This window comes from Paenibacillus cellulosilyticus, from assembly GCF_003182255.1.
GTDB classification, from domain to species: Bacteria; Bacillota; Bacilli; order Paenibacillales; family Paenibacillaceae; genus Paenibacillus_T; species Paenibacillus_T cellulosilyticus.
Genome location: NZ_QGTQ01000002.1, coordinates 153,295 through 175,416, shown reverse-complemented (window position 1 = coordinate 175,416; position 22,122 = coordinate 153,295). Strand labels below are relative to the sequence as shown.

Below are 22,122 nucleotides of genomic sequence, written 5' to 3'. Positions count from 1 at the left end.
CAAAAAGTCCGCTTTTGATCACGAAGTATCACAGGAAGAGCATTCGGCATCGAATCCTGAATGAAGCAGAGACTTCCGGTTCTCACGTAGCACATCACTACGCTCCGATCCTCATTCCCTGCTTTCATCCAGCCTTCTCGGTGCTGAAAACCGGATTTTTTGAACATGCACGAAATAGATATAAAGTCACATGAAATATATCCACCTTTCGGATGATTATGAAATTTTCTAAGCGCTTTCATTTCGGTACACTAAGTTTGCAAGTACAAACAACGATCCTTAGGGGGTTCAAGCATGAAAAAGATGGCAGCTGGCCTTGTTATGGCGGCGCTTGTGACTGGTCTTGTTGGCTGTGGTTCTTCGGACAAGAACGATAGCGATACGACTCAAACAACGACGAAGACGGAAACGGACTCGTCCGCGGCAACAACGACTGACACCACAGCGAAGACGGACACGGCAGAGAAAACAAAGCTTACACTGTGGTTCTACTTCGAGGGCAAAGAGCGCTTCGATAAGATCAAGGCGCTGACGGATGGCTATACGGCAAAAAATCCGAACGTGGAAATCGAACCTGTCTTCATTCCTTTCGCAGACTTTAAGAAGAAGCTGTCGGTTGGTCTTGCTGCTTCTGATCTGCCGGACATCGTCGTTATCGACAACCCGGATACAGCGGCTTACGCGGCAATGGGCTTGTTCGCAGACATTACGGAGAAGGTCAATGCTTGGGCGGACAAAGATCAATTCTTCCCAGGTCCTTGGTCCTCGACGATTCTGGACGGCAAGCAATACGCCATTCCACTGGGCAGCAACAACCTCGCGTTGTTCTACAACGAGAAGATGCTGTCGGATGCAGGCGTAACGCCTCCGACGACATGGGATGAGCTGCGTACCGCTGCGAAGGCGCTTACGAAGGATGGCACAACGGGCATCGGCATCGCGGCTCCAGGCAACGAAGAAGGCACGTTCCAATTCCTGCCGTGGCTGCTGTCGGCTGGCGCAACTTTCGATAATGTCGGCGGAGCAGAAGGCGCGAAGGCATACGGCTTCCTGGCTGATCTGGTCAATGACGGCTCGATGAGCAAAGACGTTATCAACTGGACGCAAGCAGACGTGATGAAGCAATTCGCTTCTGGCAAAATCGCGATGATGGTCAACGGTCCTTGGCAGCTGCCAGAGCTTGCAACGAACGCGCCAGATCTGAAATATGGTATTGCGCTTCTACCAAAGGACCAACAGTACGCCTCCGTACTAGGCGGCGAGAACCTCGGTATCGTTAACGGCAAGCATGTCGACCAAGCGGTTGATTTCGCTATGTACGTAGAATCGCCGGACGTGCTGAAAGATTTCGCACAAGGCTTTGGTTACTTCCCAGCGCGTAAAGACGTAGCGGCTGATCCTTACTGGGCAGATAACGATCAACTGAAAGTGTTCGCAGACAATATGAACTACGCACAACCGCGTGGTCCGCATCCAAAATGGCCTGAAATCTCGAATGCACTGTCGGAAGCGCTCGACAAGACGCTGCTTGGCAGCGGCACGGCAGAAGACAACGCGAAGGAAGCGCAAGCGAAGATCGATAAAATTCTTGGCAAGTAATGTTCAAAAGTCCGGTTTTCAGCACCAAGAAGGTTGGATCAAGCGGGGAATGAGGATCGGAGCGTAGTGGTTTGCTACGTGAGAACCGGAAGTCACAGCTTCATTCAAGATTCGATGCCGAATTCACTTCATGTGATGCTTCGTGATCAAAAGCGGACTAATAGATAGAGGTGCGATTGGAGTACGGTGCGGTGCCATCGCCCCGTACTTCAAATGCTTAAGTTAGGGTGGTGAGATGAAGTCCATGCTGAGTAGACAAAACAAAATAACGGGCTATGTGCTTGTACTGCCCGCTTTGTTTTATATGCTGTTCTTTGTTGGTTATCCGATTATCGATAATATTCGGCTCAGCCTGCTCGACGTCAACGTGATGAACGTCTCGCATGGCGAGCAGCCGTTCGTTGGGCTCGGTAATTACAAGGAATTGTTCGAGGAAGGCGTGCTCGTCACGTCGATCGTGAACACGTTAATTTACACGGTTGCTTGTATCGTATTGCAGTTCATTATTGGTCTAGCCTTCGCACTCTTGTTCTCGAAGACGTTCCGATTTGCACAGCGGCTTCGCGGACTTGTTATGATCAGCTGGCTGCTGCCTGCAACCATCACCGCAATGATGTACAAGTTCATGTTCAGCGGAGATGGCGTTGTGAACGATTCGATCACGCACCTGCATCTTGGCAGTCATATCGACTGGCTCGTAACTCCTGTCCCAGCGATGATTACGCTCATTATCGCGAATACGTGGATCGGTATTCCGTTCAACATGATCCTGCTGACGACGGGACTAACGACTATCCCTAAGGACATTTACGAGAGCGCGTCGATTGACGGGGCGAATGCGTTACAGAAGTTTTGGCGGTTGACGCTGCCGCTGCTGAAGCCCGCTATCTACTCGCTGCTCGTTCTAGGCTTCATATATACGTTCAAGGTGTTCGAGCTTGTCCTCATCGCCACGCACGGTGGACCGGTGAATGCGACACAGATGATGTCTACTTACGCCTATAAGCTGTCGTTCGAACTGTTTAAGTTCAGCCAAGGCGCCGCAGCTGCCAACGTCATGTTCGTCATCCTGTTCATTGTTGGCATTCTGTATCTATGGATGGTAAGGAGAGAAGAGGTGAGTAGTTCATGAAGAAACGTTATTCAGCATGGCTGCTCCCTATTCTCGGCATTGCGGTTATGATCGTGTTCCTGTTCCCCCTCTACTGGATGATTGTCACTTCGCTTAAGCCAGAAGGGGAGATTTTCCAAACGCCGGTTACATGGTATCCACACACCATTGATATCAAATCGTACACCGAGCAGCTGTCGGGCTCCTCGTACAACATCTGGAACGGCTTTAAGAACAGTGCGATTATCGCGCTTGGCTCGCTCGTCATTGCAACGGTGCTCGCGATCCCGGCTTCGTATGGACTCGGCCGCTATAAGTTCCCTGGCAGTCACATCTTCCTGCTCTTGTTCCTTGTGACACAGATGCTGCCAGCATCGCTCATCTTAACGCCGCTGTTCATCTTGTTCAAGCATCTCGGTCTCATCGGGCCGACGTATTGGAGCACGATTCTCGCGAATGCGACGATGGGCATCCCGTTCTCAGTCGTTACACTGCGCACGTACTTTGCCGGTCTGCCGAAGGAGCTCGAGGAGTCGGCGAAGATCGATGGCTGCGGAACGATTCGAACCTTTTTCCGAATCATGCTTCCGATCGCAATGCCTGGCGTCGTCGTCGTCATGGTCTTCTCGTTCCTGTTCGCGTGGGGCGATCTGATCTATGGCATGACATTCATTAGCAAAGAAAGCATGCGGCCGATTACGGCAGGCATCTACACCTTCCTCGGCTTCCAGAGCACGTCGTGGAACAATACGATGGCATTTGGTACGGTAAGTATCATTCCGGTTGTGCTGATCTTTATCTTTGTTCAGAAGTATATCGTCAGCGGTTTGACGAATGGCGCGGTGAAGGGGTAGGCAAGAGGAGGCGTTCCTATCGACGGATAGGGGCGCCTTTGTGCTATATCAATAATTCCTAGTGTGGTGGGAAGCAAGAACTATAATTTCTTAGGGCGTTTCATATAAAATGTCCGATTGCCTGCGGCTCTCTTAATCGGTACACTTGGTTATAATAGCGAATGACTATGTATCCGACTGGAGGCTAATTGCAATGTCCAACGCACCGAAACCGAATCAGCCGATTGTAACGCATATTTACACAGCTGACCCATCTGCCCACGTATTTGATGGCAAACTATATATTTACCCATCGCATGATCTCGACCACGATGGTCCAGACAACGATAATGGCGACCAGTATGCGATGGAGGATTATCATATCTTGTCGCTCGACAACTTCGAATCGCCGGTCGTCGATCATGGCGAAGCGCTGCATGTACGCGATGTGAAGTGGGCCTCCAAGCAGATGTGGGCACCGGATGCGGCTTATAAGAATAACACGTACTACTTGTTCTTCCCGGCGCGCGACCACGACGGCATTTTCCGTATCGGTGTAGCGACGAGCGAATCGCCTGCTGGACCATTCAAGCCGGAAGACAATTATATGGAAGGCAGCTACAGCATCGACCCGGCTGTGTTTGTCGACGAAGACAACGAAGCCTATATGTACTTTGGCGGCCTATGGGGCGGTCAATTGGAGAAGTGGCAGACAGGCTCCTTCAAGGCTGAGGTTGTCGATGGCCCGGCTGCGGACGCACCAGCCATTGGACCTCGTGTTGTGCGGTTGAGCGAAGATATGAAGTCGTTCGCATCGGAGATTCATGAGATCTCGATCATTGATGAAGACGGCAATCCAATTGTGGCAGGCGACGAGGACCGTCGTTATTTTGAAGGTCCGTGGCTGCATAAGTATAACGGCTTGTACTACCTGTCCTACTCGACGGGGACGACACATAAGCTTGTGTACGCTGTTGGTACGAACCCGCTCGGACCATTCACGTTCAAAGGCACGATTCTGACGCCAGTTATCGGCTGGACGACGCACCATTCCATCGTTGAATTCGAGGACAAATGGTACCTGTTCTACCACGACTGCTCGCTGTCCGAAGGCGTGAACCATAAGCGCAGCGTCAAATACACGGAGCTGCATTACAACGAGGACGGTACGATTCAGACGATCGACCCTTATAAAGAGTAATAGGTGTTTGATCGAAAAGCCCGATTCCATTACGGAATCGGGCTTTTATGTGCGATAGCTGGGTGGGGTAGAGGCGGAAAACCGCCCCTATCCCACGCCTGGCCCGGATAGCGCAGGATAGAGGCGATAAATTGCTCCTATCCAGAGGGATAGTCCCGAAGTTGCCGGATAGAGGCGGAAAACCGCCCCTATCCCACGCCTGGCCCGGATAGCGCAGGATAGAGGCGATAAATTACTCCTATCCAGAGGGATAGTCCCGAAGTTGCCGGATAGAGGCGGAAAATCGCCCCTATCCCACGCCTGGCCCGGATAGCGCAGGATAGGGGTAATAAATCGCTCCTACCCAGAGGGATAGTCCCGAAGTCGCCGGATAGAGGCGGAAAACCGCCCCTATCCCGCGGCCCGGCCCGGATAGCGCAGGATAGAGGCGATAAATCGCTCCTACCCAGAGGGATAGTCCCGAAGTTGCCGGATAGAGGCGGAAAACCGCCCCTATCCCGCGGCCTGACTCGGATAGCACTGGATAGGGGCGATAAATCGCTCCTACCCAGAGGGATAGTCCCGAAGTTGCCGGATAGAGGCGGAAAACCGCCCCTATCCCGCGGCCTGACTCGGATAGCACTGGATAGGGGCGATAAATCGCTCCTACCCAGAGGGATAGTCCCGAAGTTGCCGGATAGAGGCGGAAAACCGCCCCTATCCCGCGGCCTGACTCGGATAGCACTGGATAGGGGCGATAAATCGCTCCTACCCAGAGGGATAATCCCGAAGGTGCCGAATAGAGGCGGAAAATCGCCTCTAACTCGCGGCATGGCCCGGATAGCACTTGGTAGAGGCGATAAATCGCTCCTATCGCGCACCTGATCCCTATAGAGGCCAGCTACGAGTGAAAAATCGCCTCTATCCCGCGTCGCCATCCACCGCCGACCGCCCCCCATAAAGCCCACCGACAACAAATCAGACGAACTTTCCCCATAAAAAACGATCGTTTTACGAAAGTCCTATAGTTTTTTGGGTAGACAACCATACATCAATGGGTTGTTAGGTTGTTGCTTTCGGCATTACACTCTTTCTATAATGAACATTACGTGTGTTAATTTCAGCTCCCATACGACCATCTCATGAATTGCGCATAACAAACAACGAGCGCTCTCGGTTACGGCTGAGAGCGCTCGTTGTATCAGAATTTCATTAAGTGGAAAACTTTAGTAGATGCGATAATTGCCGCTCAGTGCCAGCAGGCTGAAGAAGTACAAGCAATTGTCGTAATAACGGCGCTGCCCTGTCCGAAGCGGCGTGTCCCAGAACAATCGAGCGAAGTGCTCAGCATCCGGGCCATCTGCAGCGAGCGATGCTGCGGCATTCGTGGCCAGTAGACCAATTGGATGAAGCGCTGCTTCTTCAAACGGTGTACCGTCGATCGTATATCTGCGGTAGTCGTCCACTTCGATCTCACGGAAGAAGTGCTGCAACCGGTTTGATTGCTCCACCTGCCACGGATCGCGACGGAACCATTCCCAATCGAGCGCGATATTCGCCGCTGTGCGGTAAGCATCGCTGAAGAAATGTCTGTAGTCGCCATGCCGTTGTACGTCCGCCGGCGTTCCGTCATAGTTCGCATACTCAGGCGACAATCCCGTCTCAGGATGACAAGCCGTATGCAGATAAGCACGGCTGGCCGCCGCGGCTTCCTTCCAGAACGGCCGATCCTGTTCATCGGCATAGAGCGCGAACAGCTCATAGAAGTGCGGCAGATGATACGAAGGATCGCTGAACGGCGACTCGGGAATGAACTTGATCAGCTTCGTTGCTGGATCCCACATCGGATCGCCTTCGCCCTGCTCGCCTTGGTGCAGGCAGGCGCGAAGAATGATTCTAGCTTGATTCGAATAATCGAACGGTGACGGACCATCGCCCCAACGGTTAGAGGCGAACAATAGCGCTAAGGCATAAAATTCTTCGCCATCCGGAGCTGGACCTTCGGAAAGGCGGGTACCGTCAGGCTTGCAGTGCCAAGCGAAATAATGTTTATATCGTCCTTCTGTATGCTGCATGAATGTTTTGGAAAACTTCCATAGACGGTCGAATTCGTCCTTCTTATTCATTTGAACCGCCATCATCATGCCATAGGACATGCCTTCGGTACGAACGTCCAAATTGCCGGTATCGAGCAAATAGCCCATATCGTCACCAAGCGGATAGTAGATGCGAGTATCCTCGTCGCCATCGAATAAGTCGGACCAAGCTTGTCTGAGCTTAGCATCGATCTGCTCATTTGTGTAACCGATTTCTTGGAATAGATTGCGGTATTGGCCTGTGTAAAAAGCACCGGAAGCGGTCATTTCCATTGGACAATCCTCCATGAGAGACAAATTTGCCTTCATCATAACACAGTCATTATTGAAGAAATTGTAGGTTATTCCCCTACAAACTATAGCATTCTGCAAGGCAAGCAGGCAGAATTATCCATTCAACGGAGGTGCATCGTATGTATACAGCCATTATTGTCGACGACGAATTGTTCGTTCGCAAAGGTCTAATGGAATTGATGGATTGGGAAGCAAGCGGTTTTCGAATTATCGGAGAGGCAGACAATGGAGAGGATGCGCTCGCGCTAATCAAAGAAATGAACCCGGATCTCGTCATTACCGATATTCGGATGCCCATATTGGATGGGATTGGCCTCATTCAGGCTGCCGCGAATGAACAGCTGAGCACATCGTTCATCATTATTAGCGGCTACCATGATTTCAGCTACGCGCAGCAGGCGATGCGTCATGGCGTGATGGACTACGTCGTAAAGCCGATTGATGAAGACGAGATGCAGGATGCTCTCACAAGGCTTCGCGACAAGCTTTCGATGAAGAGGGAGCAGGAGGATCGAGCGAACAAGCACCGTGAAGAGCGGCAGATGGAGCTGCTTATTCGTGGAGAGCTTGAGGAGACCGAACTGTCGCAGTGGAAGTCCATATGGCCGAACGCACGAAGCTTCACCTATGTGTTGTTTGAAATCAATGACGTGCTCCCATGGAACGACAGGGTCATGCCGATGAACGATGTGGTTCACAATGGGATCCGTACAGCGATTCGAGACGCAGCGCATTCTACCGTTGAACCGATTCTGTACAGCCATCGCCAAGCGTATGGCGCCATCATTCCGAATGTATACCTAACCGTGCATGGCGGCAGCCTACGCCGCCTGCTCGAATGTACGCTGCATCGCCTTCGTGAGAAGTTTCAACTGACGTATCGCCTTTTTGCAGGGAAGCCGGTTAACGATTTAATGGATCTGAAGCTGTCCTATATGACGGCGAAGGAAGCGATGCAGTTCAAGCTGCTGAAAGCAGAAGAAACGATCATTCTATACGCGGACGTTGAGGGATTAAGTCTTTATTATAGATATCCGGACGATGAGACCTATCGCAAGCTGACAGAAGCGGTGGAGGAAAATAACAGTGATCATCTGCAGCAGTCGATTGGACGATTGTTCGCCTCTTTCCAAGAACAGGCTTTCTCGCCGGAGGCGATTAAATCGGCCATCGTGCAATGTGTGCTGAACATTATGAAGTCGATTCGTACCATGGAAGGTGACGAGAAAGAGCTGAAGAGCCTGGAACCGATCATGAATTGGCATGATTACACCATTACGCTTCATGAGCTGCGGCGTTTGTTTGAAGCATTCGCATTCGAAGCGGCAGCGCTGTTCAGCAAGCTTTACTGCGCATCGGGCAAAGGCAGCATTCAGAAAATCAAAAGCTACGTCGATCGCAATTTCCATCAGAATTTGAGCTTGAAGAGCATATCGGCACAGTTCTATATGAACTCGGCTTATCTAGGACAGCTGTTTAAGAAAAGCTTTGGCGTTTATTTCAACGATTATTTGCATCAGCTGCGAATTGCAGAGGCAAAGAAGCTGCTCCGACAGAAAGAATTGCGTATTTACGAGATTGCGGAGCGTGTTGGCTTCAATAATGCGGATTACTTCGTTACTCAATTCGAGAAGCTGGAGCGGATGACGCCTTCCGAATATCGTAATCGAATGAACAACCAAGGTTAGGGGACCGCTCATGAATCGTCTGCTGAACAATATCCGGTTACGCAACAAAATGCTGCTCGTTTATTTCCTATGCGTATTTACCCCGATGATCGTGACGAATCTTTTGTTCTACGACATGATGACGGACAATGTGCGGGATCGGCGGATGAAAGATATCGACAGGGCCGTCGAGCAGATCAAGAACGATTTCCGCTCGCAGGTGGATGATGCGGTTGGTTTATCGTCATTTTTCTATTCGGATTATACGACGAATGAAATTCTCGACCGAGACTACACGGATGTCGCCGACTATATCGAGGCTTATGACAATTACTTGCGGCGTGTCATGAACAGCTATAGTCCCGTTACGCTGTCCATGCAGAGCATTATGATCTATGTTGCGAATCCGACGCTTCTTCATTCTGGCAATATCGGCTTATTGTCGGATAACATCAAGGAAGAGGAATGGTACACGCGAGGAGCCGCTATTGCAAGATCACAGCCGGTGTTTATGCGGACGAAGACAGCCGACGGCGGCTTCATTAGCTTCTCGCTCATTCGCCGCCTCGATTATTTCTCCGACCGGATGTCGAAGGAGAAGATGCTTAAGATTGATTTTAAAACCATTGATCTGAAGGAAATCTTCGCGAATCTGAATATGCAAGGGGAAATGTATCTCGTTAATCCATCCGGTCAGATTGAATACACGACCAAATCCGGTGTTCATTGGGATGCACCGGTACTACCGATCTATACGTCTTATCGCTCTAATCATTCGATCGAGTTCGTGAAGACCTTCACTAATGTCAGCTATCTGAAAGGATGGAAAATCATCGGGACGATCGACGAGGGCGAGGTCGTCAAGGAAGTGCGCAAGTCGCGTGACCTCATTTTATGGTCGGGCTGTATCATGATTGTCATTCCGACTGTCATCATTCTTATCATTACACGTTCGATCAACCTGCGTGTTGTGCAGATTTTGAAGCATATGAAGAAGGTGAAGACGCAGAACTTCGAATCGATCAATGAAGAGGAATCCCGTGATGAAATTGGACAGCTGACGCTGGAATTCAACCGGATGACGCTGCAGATTAAGACGTTAATTGATGATGTGTACGTCGCAGATATTCAGAAGAAGTCGCTTGAGCTAGACCGCCGGATGGCGCAGCTCAATGCGCTGCAGAGTCAAATCAATCCGCATTTTCTATTCAATGCACTGGAGACGATTCGGATGAGGAGCGTGCTTAAGCACGAGAGCGAAACGGCGAAGATCATTCATAACATGGCGAAGCTGTTCCGAAGCTCGCTCGCTTGGAACAAGGATAAGGTGACGGTGAAGGAGGAACTGGACTTCATCAACTGCTTCCTCGAAATTCAGAAGTACCGATTCGAAGACAAGCTCGTGTATGAGATTGATGTAGAACCAGAGGCTTATGCATGTAAGCTTCCCAAAATGATGTTCCTGCCGTTCGTTGAGAATGCGAGCATTCACGGGATTGAGCCGCTGAAGTACGGAGGGCGAATCCAAATTCGTATTGTCCGTTCGGGCGAGGACCTCGTATTCACAGTCCGTGATAACGGCATTGGTATGAACGAGGAGCAGGTCAATAAGCTGTACAGCTATATGGATATGAACGAGACGCTTGGTGATTCAATCGGCATTCAGAACGTCATCTATCGTGCTAGAATGATCTACGGCGACAGCTTTACGTTCGAAGTGGACAGCCATCGGGGTCAAGGAACATTTATAAGGCTGCGGATACCATCTATATAGCGTTCTACAACATATGAAAGGGGTTAAAGCTCAGTGCGAAAAAAGACGTTATTTCTTTCATGTCTCGCTGTTATTACGGTGCTGACTGGAGCAACGGCTTGCGGTAGCGGAATTGATGAGAACAAGTCTGCTTCTACCGAAAGCCCGAGTGCTGGCAGCGGTGCCAATGTGAAGAAGGACAAAGTTACGTTTACGATCTTCAATGGTGTAGCCGGCTCTAAGGACGGTAATACGAACGAGACAACGATCGGCAAAATGCTTGAGGATCAGACGGGCGTCAACTTCAAGCTGGAGTTTCTGGTTAGTGACTTGAATACGAAGATTGGCACGATGATTGCTTCGGGCGATTATCCGGATGTTCTTATTCCAGACTCGGTGATCGAAGAAGTAATGAATGCAGGAGCTTTCATTCCACTGGATGATCTCATTGATCAATATGGCCCGAACATTAAACGCGTATATGGTTCTGTGCTTGATCAAATCAGAGCAAAGGATGGCAATGTATACTATCTCCCGCTTTCCGCTCAAGTCGGTGACTTCATACCAGACCCTGAGCCAGACGCAGCCTTCTGGGTACAGCGTCGCGTGCTCGAAGAGGCAGGCTATCCGAAGATCAAGACGCTTGATCAATACATGAAGCTGATCAGCGATTATGCTGCGAAGCATAAGGACGAAGGCTTGACGGGTATGGTGTCGCTGACGAATGATTGGCGTTTCTTCGTAACGTCCAACCCGCCAATGCATCTGCTTGGTTATCCGAATGAAGGTAACGTAACCGTTGATATGAATACGCTCGAGGCGAAGACTTATGCAGGCTCCGATGCAACGAGGCGTTGGTTGAAGGCGCTGTCTGATCTAAATGCGAACGGTTTGTTCGACAAAGCGTCGTTCGTAGATAATTACGATCAATACATTGTCAAGCTGACGTCGCATAAAGTACTGGGCTTCTTTGATTACAAATGGCAGGTAGGCAACGCGCTTAACGTGCTGAAAGACGCGGCACGCAAAGATCCGTCGCAGGATGGCTACAATTACTTCCCGCTGCCAATTACGTTCGACGAGAATACGCCTGACGCTTACATCGATCCGCAGGGCGGCATCGTGACGAACCGCGGTATCGGCATTACGGTCAGTGCGGAAGATCCAGTACGCATCATCCAATACTTTGATAACATGCTGACCGAAGAGAACCAGACGATGATCGGTTGGGGCCTTAAAGGCGAGACGTATGAAGTGGATGACAATGGCCGTTTCTATCGCACGGCTGAGCAAATCGCGAAGATCGACGAAGCATTCAATGAGGAGTTCGGCTTTAAATATTACAACTGGAACTGGCCTAGTTACGATGCTCACTCGACGCTCGCAAACGGCAACGCGAAGGGTGTAGGCTATCAGCCCGAATTTTTTCAAATGAGCTTGACGGACAAGGACAAAGAGATTCTAAACCAATATGGCGTTCAAACATATACGCAGATGTTCGCAAAGCCTGTGTACCGCGCTTGGTATCCAGCATGGAGCTTCGTGAAGGAGCAAAATTCGCCAGAGCAAATTTGGGAGACGAAGAAGGACGAACTCGCGAAGAAGTACTTCCCGAGATTGGTTCTCTCCCCGCCTGATAAGTTCGATTCGGTCTGGGACGATTATGCGAAGGAATTCAGCAAGCTGGATACAGCTGGCTACGAGAAATGGACGACGGAACAGGTGAAGAAGATAGTCGATGCGGCCGCTTCCGAATAAGGAATCACATAGGAAGGCCGGACTTGGCTTTGCTTCAGGCCGGCTTTTCCTATGCCTTGACTTTCGCGATACGGCAAGCTTAGACGGCATACAGTCATGAAAAACGTAAACAGCGGGTAACGAAAGCAAGAAATGTTTATTGTGTCAGGTGGAAGACATCAGGATAATAGGAATGATAAACCTCTCAATACACTCTTCAGAAATGGGGTTGCCGCATTGCGGATGTCGAAGATAAGCAGGTTCGCCCTTATGGTTACCGCGATATTGCTTGTGCCCATGCTTGCGACTTGCGCAAGTGGAGACGATACAAGCGACGAACAGCCGCCTACGAAGAATAATGAAGAAATCATCTACAATGAACCGGGCTTGAGCAAATACGATTTGCCGATCACATTGACTTTCGTACGGCAGACGGGGGACAGCCTGGATGATTTGCTCAAACAGATGCCGGGCGATACGCTCGACAACAATATATGGACCCGTTTGTACGAGCAGGTGCTGGGCATTCGAATTAAATATGAATGGACAGCCAAGGGCGATCTCTATAATGAGAAGCTGGGCGTCGCGCTGGCGGCAGGCAATCTGCCGGATGTCGTCAGGGTCAATGCGCAGCAGCTTCGACAATTGAGCAATGCAGGACTCATTCAAGATCTGACGAACGTGTACAACAAATATGCAACGCCTTTCACGAAGGAAGTGTTAAGTCAAGAAGGCACCGCGCCTTTCGAGTCTGCCACCGTAGACGGCAAGCTGATGGGGATACCGGAGACAGGTTCTTCTATCGAAGGGGCGCAATTCATCTGGATTCGGACGGATTGGCTGGATCGGCTGGGGCTTGAACCGCCGCGCACGATGGATGACCTGCTGAAGATTTCGAAAGCGTTTACACACAATGACCCTGACGGCAATGGCTCGAATGACACCTTTGGTCTCGCGATAACCCAATATCTATGGGATCCAATTATGGGCATGACCGATTTCGTCGCCGGCTATGATGCTTTCCCGAATATATGGATAGAGGCGACTAACGGACAATTGACCTATGGTGCGATTCAGCCGGAAGCAAGGACGGCGCTGCAAGTGCTTCAGAACATGTATAAGGATGGCCAGCTCGATCCCGAATTCATGTTCAAGGACGGCAGCAAAGCAAATGAATGGATTACATCGGGCAAGGTCGGGATGTTCTACGGCGAACAGTGGGGGTCCTTCTCCGCGCAGTCGAGCTATTCAAAGAACGGTAACGCCCGCTGGCAGGCTTACCCGATCGTATCGGATACGGGCGGTCTGGCCAAGGTGCCGCTGCGGTTCGCAACCGACCAATTTCTCGCTGTACGGAAAGGCTATGAGCATCCGGAAGCGATCATGAAGCTGTTAAATCTTCATCTGGAGAAGAATTGGGGACAGACGGCTCAGTATGAAACCTACTATAGCAATCCGTATCCGGTGTGGCAGGTTTCGCCGGTGACGCCATATCCTGCTTTGAAAAACCTGAATGCGTATTATCAGCTTGAGGAGGCTCGCGTAACGGGCGATAAATCGGTACTCAAGGACGAAGCGAGAGCCATTCAGAAAAATATAGATCTCTATCTCTATAACAACAACATCACAGGCTGGGGTTGGGAGCATACGTACGGGCCGACCGGCGCGTTCTCTATTCTTGATCGATATAAGCAGAACAATCAGTTATTATACGAGAAATTCGTTGGTCCTCCGACCGAAACGATGCTTGAGAAGTGGTCGCTGCTCGAGGATATGAAGAACGATACGTTCGTGAACATTATTCTCGGCCGCCCGATTGCCGATTTCGATCGGTTCGTCGAGGAGTGGAAACGCCTGGGCGGAGCCAAGATCACGATGGAAGTGAACCAATGGTATGTGAATAAGCGCGAGCAATCGCGCCAATAAAGTCTTGCACAAGAAGTCTGCAGATTTCAGAGCATCGGAGGCGTTTCATTGTTTAAGATTCCTGTTAACTCATTGCGCCATACGATATTCGTTAGACTGGTCTTCATGTATCTCATCGTTATTCTCCCGATTATTCTGCTCGGCGTCTATCTCTACAATTGGAGCTACAAGAATGCTAGCGACGAGATATCGAGAAGTACGCTCGCCCAATTGTCTACTTATTTGGAAGACCTCAACCGCGAGATCGAATGGCTTGAAATACAGCAATATGATCTTCTGCAGGAGAGCGAGCTTAACCGGCTCGCTGTTACATGGGAGCTGATGGACAGCGTCGACAAGAAGAAGAGCATCGAGTATATGCTGCATCGGTTGACCTCGATCAAGAGCAATAGCGCCTACGTCAAAGATATTTATGTGCACATCCGGACGATTGGCAAAACGCTGTCGGTAGGCAGCGGCGTCATGCCTTTCGATCAACAGCGCTACGATGCGCTCCGGATGATGCTGGATGAGAACGATAGCCGATTGAAGAAACTTGACGATACGCTCGAGCTCAGTTCCTCCCGATTCGGAGGCAAGAAGGGGGCGGAACCGCTGTTTATCGTTCAGATCGAGCTGGACAGCGAGAAGCTGAGAGCGTCGCTGAAGAAGCTGAATGTGTACGAGGAGAGCGGTTCGATTCTAGTGGCTGAAGGTGCAGGCTTCACGCTGTACAGCGACACTAAGGCTTTCAGCCGTATGAACGAATATTGGGAGAATGCGAAGGCTTCTCATGAGCGTTCCATGCTGCTTGACATCGAAGGGGAACGCTATCATTTTGATCGTGCAGATTCGACTAAGCTGGGACTTTCCGTTGTTTCTTATCTGCCGGAAGAAACGGTCAAGCGTCCATTAAGCAAATTCAGCTATTGGGCATGGGGATTCGCATTAACGACAGGAATTGCGATCATTGTGTATGCCTTCTCGACATACCGATTCGTCCATCGGCCGCTGCTGCTGCTTATACAGGGCTTTCGACGAATGGAGAGCGGAGCGCTTGATCTTCGAATCGATCATGGCAAGAAAGACGAATTCGGCTACCTGTATAATCGATTCAACAATATGCTCGACAAGCTTCAGGCGCTGATCGACCAGGATTTTAAGCAGAAGATGATGATGCAGAGGGCGGAATTGAAGCAGCTTCAATCGCAGATCAATCCGCACTTCCTGTACAATAGCTTTTTCATTCTGAACTCGCTCGCCCAGACAGGGGATACGGAGCGCATTGAGTTGTTCACGAATATGCTGGGCGAATATTTCCGATTCATTACGCGCAATGGACAGGACAACGTGCCGCTCGCGGAGGAGATCAAGCATGCCCGCACGTATACCGAGATTCAGAAGCTGCGGTTCTCCAGACGGATCAAGGTTCAGTTCGATGAGCTTCCGCCGGAGATGGAGGGGATTAAGGTGCCCCGGCTCATTGTGCAGCCGATTATCGAGAATGCGTATGAGCACAGCCTGGAGAAGATGACGGAGGAGGGCTTCCTGCATGTAACATTCGAACAATGCAAGAATGAAGCTCGTATCATAATCGAAGATAATGGCGGCACCATGGATGAAGAGAAGCTTGGACTGTTGAATGCGCGTCTGGCGAACACGGACCAAACCGAGGAAATGACAGGCATGATCAATATTCATCGCCGAATCATGCTGACGTATGGGGAAGGAAGCGGCTTGCAGTTAGCCCGAACTAAGCAGAATGGCCTGCGCGTAACGATCTGCATGAAGTTCAAGGAGGAGATGGGACATGTATAGATTGCTGATCGTCGACGATGAAGAGATTATTACGAACGGCCTGTACGAGGTGTTCAATCGATTCATGCCGGAGAGACTGGACGTCTATAAAGCTTATTCGGCGAAAGAAGCGCTCGAATGGATGTCTCGGACAAGGATCGACATCGTCATGACGGACATTGCAATGCCGGGCATGAGCGGGCTTGAGCTATCGGAGGAAATCTTGAAGTATTGGCCGCGATGCCGCGTCATCTTCCTGACCGGACATAGCGAGTTTGAATATGCTTATCGCGCGATTCAGCTCGCGAATGTGCGGTACTTGCTGAAGACGGAAGGCTACGCCAAGGTGGCGGAGACCGTGAAGGAAGTACTGGATGAGCTGGTTCGGGGCAACCTGGAGAATCAATTGCTGGAGCAATCCCGCGAACAATTGCAGGCTTATCAGCTTATGGCGCAGGGCGATTACATGCGGCATCTCTTGCATGACAGCGACACGGCCTGCGAGCGGACAGGCATTATGGTGGACGAGTTTCGAAAGCTTGGCATTACGCTCGATTCGACGAAGGAGACCGTCATGGTGCTTGGTCGTCTGTCTTATCCAGAAGGCAAGACCTACCTTGAAAAGAATGAAATGATGAACGCAGCGCAGATGCTTGCGGAAACCTACCTGACGGAGAAGACGCGCAGTATCAGCATCGTCGATAAGCAAGGCGATCTCGTTTGGTTTATTCAGCCATTCCTATGTGCAGAGGATACGTTCGATGTTCATCTGCTTACGTATTTGGAAGGCATGCTGGAGCTCATTCAAGAGGCTTGCATAGCCTCGCTTCGTCTGACGATCGGGTTCACGTTTAGCGGAACAAGCTGTGTATGGCGCGAAGTGACCCAACAATATGAGCGCCTGCGTCAGCTGCAGCAGCTGCGAGTGGGCGATAGCGCTGCGATCATCGTGCGTGATCATCCCGAATCGAGCAGCGGCGTATCTGCGAAAGAAGGCTTCATCTCTGCAGCGAAAGCCGAGATGTTAGCCGCGCATTTGGAAGCGGGCAGGTCGGAGGCGTTTATGAGGGAGCTGGAGGACATATCAGGAGCTGCATTGCAGTGCTGCGGCAAATTCCAGTATATGATTGAAGCGTATTACACGATCGCACTTATGCTCTATGCTTCGATCGGACGGCTGGGCCTTCATGGGCGAATAGACGAGCATGGCAAGCTGATGCGTTTGGAAGAGCATGCTTCGATGAAAGAGGGATTTTGTTATTTGAAAGGGACGGCCGAAGCGGTATTTCAATTCAAGCAGTCCGATGAACGAGACCGGACATCGCTTATCACCGATCGCATCTGCCAGTATATCGAGGATCATCTAAGCGAAGATCTGTCGCTGGTTCGCCTTGCGGAAATCCATTATTTCAATCCATCGTATTTATCCAGATTCTTCAAGCAGGAAAGCGGAACCAATCTATCAGACTTCATTGACCGCTGCCGCGTGAAGAAGGCGAAGGAGCTGCTCCGCGATCCTAATATGAAGGTGCGGGACGTAGCGGTTGAGGTTGGCTATGAGGCGGCTCACTCCTTCACCCGTTTCTTCAAGAAGGTGACTGGCATGACGCCGCAGGAGTATCGGGATACGCTGACTGTGGCGTAACGGGAGCAAGCGAGTAACATAAGCTCTTGTGTTGTGAATCAACATCGCTTTCCCGAATCGGCAGTGAGGAATGACACGACTGCAGCCTATTTCTGCCTGCTAGTCTTTATTACGGGTTCATGCGAGGGTGTTCTTTTTGGGCACCTTTTTCAATTGGGTTCGAGTCAAGCGGGGCGGTTGACATAGTGTAATACGCTAACGGTCGCGTTAGCGGCTATTTGGCTTCATAAGAGACGTTTCCATTGCTTACGGTTGCCACAGAGCTTAAGCGTTCGATTTCAACTGGATTCGCTTACTCTTGTCGTAATAGCCACTAATTCAACCGTTAGCACGCTGAAATACGCATTTTACCTGCAATAAGCGCGACTGCAACCATTAGCTGGGTTAAAATGCATCCGGTGCATCATGTTGACCGACAGGAGTGCTAGAACTTGACGGGTAACAAGTGCGTGATCGACAGGTTGTTCCATAGGCTGACTGGCGGTAAGCTGTGTGAAGGAATGCCGAGAGGATGAAAGTGACGATGAAAGATGGGGGAAGAAGAAAGCGGGCTCTATTACTTGCATTATCCTTTGTATGCCTTGCGGCAGCCGCTTTGTTGGTCTACCGAGTAACGAACGGCTCAGACGGCGGATCTACCACAACCAGTGAGGCTGCAACCGCAACGATAGGAACCGTCGATTTGAAAGATGAGGTTGTTAAGGTTAGCAAGGATGTCGGCAAGGAATATGGGGTCCGACTCATCATGGATGAGCTGTCCCAAGGTGCGGATATTCGCGAGATTCGGGCGACTGTCCAAGTTCCGGCTTCGTTCGAGGTGGCATCCGTCATTCTCAATGGCAACAATGTGGCGCCATCCACGGCTGAGGTCGAATGCGACACAAGTGCAGATGGCACGAAGCTCCGTATCTATACGAGCGACGGTTCGGCGCTTACTTATGTGAATCGCGATGCCAGCAGCACGCTGGCGACGATCTCAATAAAACTAAAGCAGGAGTTGACGAAACCAATGAGTGAAGAAATAAAGGTACAGAGCGCAGAAGTTATCCATTCCGACAATACGACGCAATTGTATGACGCAAGCGGAGCTTCTGCGCAGATCGTCTATGTACCGCCGGCCGAAGCGGTTGGCAAGACTCCGCCTAACGGCAACCCGCTCGTTGCGCACAAATTCGGCGCTGACCCTTATGCGCTCGTATACAATGGCCGCGTATATATCTACGCGACGAATGACGTTCTGCAATATGATGATGCCGGCAAAGTAAAAGACAACACGTATAGCGACATTAATAAGATATCGGTTATTTCATCGGATGATTTGGTGAACTGGACCGATCATGGCGCAATCGTAGTGGCAAGACATGAAGGAGCCGCCAAATGGGCGACGCAATCATGGGCGCCGGCTGCCGCCCATAAAGTGATTGATGGCAAAGACAAGTTCTTCCTCTACTTCGCGAACAATGCAAGCGGCATCGGCGTTCTGACGAGCGACAGTCCGACAGGTCCTTGGGTTGACCCGATCGGAAAACCGCTTATTGCGAGATCGGATTCAGGTGCGCAAGGCGTCACATGGCTGTTCGATCCTGCTGTGCTTGTGGATGATGATGGCAAAGCCTATATTTACTATGGCGGAGGCATACAAGAAGGTCAGGAAGCCATGCCGAATACAGCGCGCGTGATGCAGCTCGGCGACGATATGACCAGCGTCGTCGGCGAAGCGCAGGTTATTCCGGCGCCATTCATGTTCGAGGACGCGGGCATTAACAAGGTAGGCGACACCTATTACTATTCGTATTGCTCGAACTTCTATAACGGCGAGCGTCCGGAAGGAAGTCCGCCAGCCGGCGAGATCGCCTATATGACCAGCAGCAGTCCGATGGGGCCTTGGACGTACCAAGGAACGATTCTGAAGAACCCGGGCTATTTCTTCGGCGTCGGCGGCAACAACCATCATGCGATGTTCCAATTTAACAACAGCTGGTATATCGCGTATCATGCGCAGACGCTGTCGAAGGCAATGGGCGTGGCGCAAGGCTATCGCTCGACGCATCTGAACAAGGTCACGTTCAACACAGACGGGTCGATTCAAGAGATCGCTGCAGATCTCAAGGGCGTAGATGCCGTGAAGACGTTGAATCCGTTCGACCGTACAGGCGCGGAAACGATTGCATGGAGCGCTGGCATTAACGTTGTGCCGGCCGCCGGGGCGGAAGGCGCGAACATGGCGGTTGGCGATATCGATAATGGCGATTGGACGGCGGTCGCGAATGTCGAATTCGGTCAAGGCGCCTCCGCGTTCACGGCCGCCGTATCCAGCACGACGGAAGGCGGCGCGATTGAGGTGCGACTGGATGGACCGGAGGGGGAGCTGGCCGGTACGATCGAAGTTCCTTCAACGGGTGCCGATAACCAATGGGTGGAAGTAACGACCCCTATTCAAGGCGCAGCAGGCATTCATTCCGTCTATTTCGTATTCCGAGGCAAGCCGGAGCAGAAGCTGTTCCAATTCGAAAGCTGGCAATTTGGCCGATAATATAGGAATCATTGCCGATCCAAGCGTCCCGCGAGGGACGTTTTTTTTGCGCTTAGAAGCCTTTTTTGAACAACCTCTATTATTTCTCGGGTAATTGAACCAGAACCGACAGGTACTGCTTGGAAATTGTAAGCGCTAAAATAACAGAAAGCGGCAGGCTCAAACAGGTTTGAAAAGGGGGTAACGGCGGTGCCCGTAAAGGAAGAGACGCTGAATACGGCATTACATCGGGGATCAACGATCTTGCAAGCGAAGGGCATTAAGCGGGTATTCGGTCGAGGCAATGCAGCCGTTATTGCGCTGGCTGATATTCATTTCGATATTCCGGCGGGATCGATCGTGGCGCTTAAGGGCCGATCGGGCTCTGGCAAGACCACGCTGCTTAATATATTGAGTGCATTGGATGAGCCGACGGATGGTCAGGTGTTCTTCCAAGGGCGAGAAATAACAAGCCTGTCTGTATCGGAGCGCAATTCGCTTAGGCGCAAGGAGATTGGTCTCGTATTTCAGTCCTTCGGATTAATCCCGCTTATGTCGGCCTACGAGAATGTAGAGTTCGGATTGCGCATCGCAGGGGCGAAGGTGAAGGGCAATCGCGAGGCGGCGGAGCGAGCGCTCACGCTTGTCGGCATGAAGGAGCGCATGAAGCATCGCCCGCCTGAGCTGTCCGGGGGAGAGCAGCAGCGTGTCGCAATCGCGCGTGCGATTGCACACGAGCCTGTCCTGCTGATCGCTGACGAACCGACCGCAGAGCTGGACAGCCGAATGGGGCTGCAGGTCATGCGCGTTTTCCGGGAGCTGGTGAACCGGACCGGCATGACGGTCGTTCTCACGACGCACGATCCTGACATTATGGAGCTTGTTGATCATGTTATTGCATTGGAGGATGGACGAATTGTATCTTTCACGACCAACGAATCACCGCTCGTCTAAACGCAAGCGTCATGCGAAGCAGGCTGCCGTTCTGCTGATGATGTCTCTGGCGCTTTCCGGCTGCGCGCTTCTCCCTGTCGAGCAGGAGGTGCTGCAGCCGCCGCTCGTGGAGCCGGCGCAGGAGCAGTTCGACGTAGTAAAAGCCGGCAAAGGCGATATTCAGACGGCGCTTCGCGGCACGGCGAATTTCGTGTCTGCAACGGCAGCGAATCTCTCGTTCAAGGAATCTGGCGGACGATTGAAGGCGATTCCTGTCACACAAGGGCAAGAGGTGAAGGCCGGCGATCTTGTCGCAGAGATCGAAACGGGAGATTTGGAATATCAGATCAGCCTGCAGCAGATCAATGTCGAGAAAGCGCAGCTGCTGCTTAGCCAGTCGATCAAATCCGGTGCCAGCGACACGGACTTGAAGCTGCGGGAGCTTGATCTGAAGCGGGAGAAGATGTCGCTTGACGATATGATGAACCGACTAGCGAAATCGCGTCTTTATTCGCCGATCTCGGGGGTCGTGACATTCGTCGAGAAGATGAATGCCGGGGATTATGTCAACGCCTATCAGAACATCGTTTCCATTGCCGACCCGTCCCAGCTGCAGCTTACCTATGCTGCCTCCGACAGCAAAGAGCTGACGCAAGTGAAGGCGGGGATGCCCGTTCAACTGAAATACCGGGGAGTCGAATATACGGGTAAGGTCGTGCAGGCGCCATCCAATGTGCCGATTGCGACGGACCCGAACAAAGCGCAGACCAATGCGGTGACGGTCTATATGAGCATTGACAATGCGCCGGCGGATGCGAAGGTCGGGGATAGCGCCGAGATGACGATCGACCTGCAGAAGCGTCAGAATGTCATCGTTCTGCCGCGATCGGCCATACGGTCTTATATGAACCGTTTCTACGTGCAGATCGCGGATGGCGATCGCCGCAAAGAGGTGGATATTGAAGTAGGCTTGATGACGGCGACGGACGTGGAAATTGTGAAAGGCGTCGAGGAAGGGCAGCAGGTCATCCTCAACAATTAATGGAAACAACATTGAAGG

14 protein-coding genes are annotated in these 22,122 nt (G+C 51.2%); 13 read left to right on the top strand and 1 reads right to left on the bottom strand.

Annotation, left to right across the window (positions count from 1 at the left end):
* Positions 1-294: 294 nt before the first annotated feature.
* From DFQ01_RS03495 to DFQ01_RS03480, 4 genes are all read left to right on the top strand, one after another.
* On the top strand, positions 295-1,599 hold the full coding sequence (locus DFQ01_RS03495) for an ABC transporter substrate-binding protein (protein WP_110042496.1): 1,305 nt from the start codon (positions 295-297) through the stop codon (positions 1,597-1,599).
* Positions 1,600-1,843: 244 nt separating this feature from the next.
* Positions 1,844-2,731, top strand: coding sequence for a carbohydrate ABC transporter permease (locus DFQ01_RS03490; protein ID WP_217490346.1), 888 nt, complete (start codon positions 1,844-1,846; stop codon positions 2,729-2,731).
* On the top strand, positions 2,728-3,564 hold the full coding sequence (locus DFQ01_RS03485; RefSeq protein ID WP_110042494.1) for a carbohydrate ABC transporter permease: 837 nt from the start codon (positions 2,728-2,730) through the stop codon (positions 3,562-3,564). Before DFQ01_RS03490 ends, DFQ01_RS03485 begins: the two co-directional genes overlap by 4 nt.
* A gap of 193 nt (positions 3,565-3,757) precedes the next feature.
* Positions 3,758-4,744, top strand: coding sequence for a glycoside hydrolase family 43 protein (locus tag DFQ01_RS03480; RefSeq protein ID WP_110042493.1), 987 nt, complete (start codon positions 3,758-3,760; stop codon positions 4,742-4,744).
* A gap of 1,205 nt (positions 4,745-5,949) precedes the next feature.
* Here DFQ01_RS03480 and DFQ01_RS03475 read toward each other — a convergent pair.
* Positions 5,950-7,092: a family 8 glycosyl hydrolase gene (locus DFQ01_RS03475; protein ID WP_110042492.1), complete on the bottom strand. Its 1,143-nt coding sequence runs from the start codon at positions 7,090-7,092 to the stop codon at positions 5,950-5,952.
* Positions 7,093-7,232: 140 nt separating this feature from the next.
* Between DFQ01_RS03475 and DFQ01_RS03470 the strand changes: the two genes are divergently transcribed.
* From DFQ01_RS03470 to DFQ01_RS03430, 9 genes are all read left to right on the top strand, one after another.
* A complete protein-coding gene (locus DFQ01_RS03470) occupies positions 7,233-8,801 on the top strand; it encodes a response regulator transcription factor (RefSeq protein WP_110042491.1) in 1,569 nt (522 codons plus the stop codon).
* Positions 8,802-8,811: 10 nt separating this feature from the next.
* Positions 8,812-10,554: a sensor histidine kinase gene (locus tag DFQ01_RS03465; protein WP_110042490.1), complete on the top strand. Its 1,743-nt coding sequence runs from the start codon at positions 8,812-8,814 to the stop codon at positions 10,552-10,554.
* 33 nt (positions 10,555-10,587) lie between these two features.
* Positions 10,588-12,291, top strand: coding sequence for a type 2 periplasmic-binding domain-containing protein (locus tag DFQ01_RS03460; RefSeq protein WP_110042489.1), 1,704 nt, complete (start codon positions 10,588-10,590; stop codon positions 12,289-12,291).
* A 249-nt stretch (positions 12,292-12,540) separates the two neighbouring features.
* Complete coding sequence (locus DFQ01_RS03455) at positions 12,541-14,196, top strand: extracellular solute-binding protein (RefSeq protein ID WP_110042488.1); 1,656 nt, start codon at positions 12,541-12,543, stop codon at positions 14,194-14,196.
* Positions 14,197-14,244: 48 nt separating this feature from the next.
* Entirely contained in the window at positions 14,245-15,993 is a 1,749-nt protein-coding gene (locus DFQ01_RS03450) for a sensor histidine kinase (protein WP_425452351.1), read from the top strand.
* A complete protein-coding gene (locus DFQ01_RS03445) occupies positions 15,986-17,617 on the top strand; it encodes a response regulator transcription factor (RefSeq protein ID WP_110042487.1) in 1,632 nt (543 codons plus the stop codon). Before DFQ01_RS03450 ends, DFQ01_RS03445 begins: the two co-directional genes overlap by 8 nt.
* A gap of 511 nt (positions 17,618-18,128) precedes the next feature.
* Complete coding sequence (locus tag DFQ01_RS03440; protein ID WP_110042486.1) at positions 18,129-20,150, top strand: glycoside hydrolase family 43 protein; 2,022 nt, start codon at positions 18,129-18,131, stop codon at positions 20,148-20,150.
* A 189-nt stretch (positions 20,151-20,339) separates the two neighbouring features.
* On the top strand, positions 20,340-21,083 hold the full coding sequence (locus tag DFQ01_RS03435) for an ABC transporter ATP-binding protein (protein ID WP_245946503.1): 744 nt from the start codon (positions 20,340-20,342) through the stop codon (positions 21,081-21,083).
* On the top strand, positions 21,046-22,104 hold the full coding sequence (locus tag DFQ01_RS03430; RefSeq protein ID WP_245946502.1) for an efflux RND transporter periplasmic adaptor subunit: 1,059 nt from the start codon (positions 21,046-21,048) through the stop codon (positions 22,102-22,104). The genes DFQ01_RS03435 and DFQ01_RS03430 overlap by 38 nt, the downstream gene beginning before the upstream one ends.
* Positions 22,105-22,122: the final 18 nt, after the last annotated feature.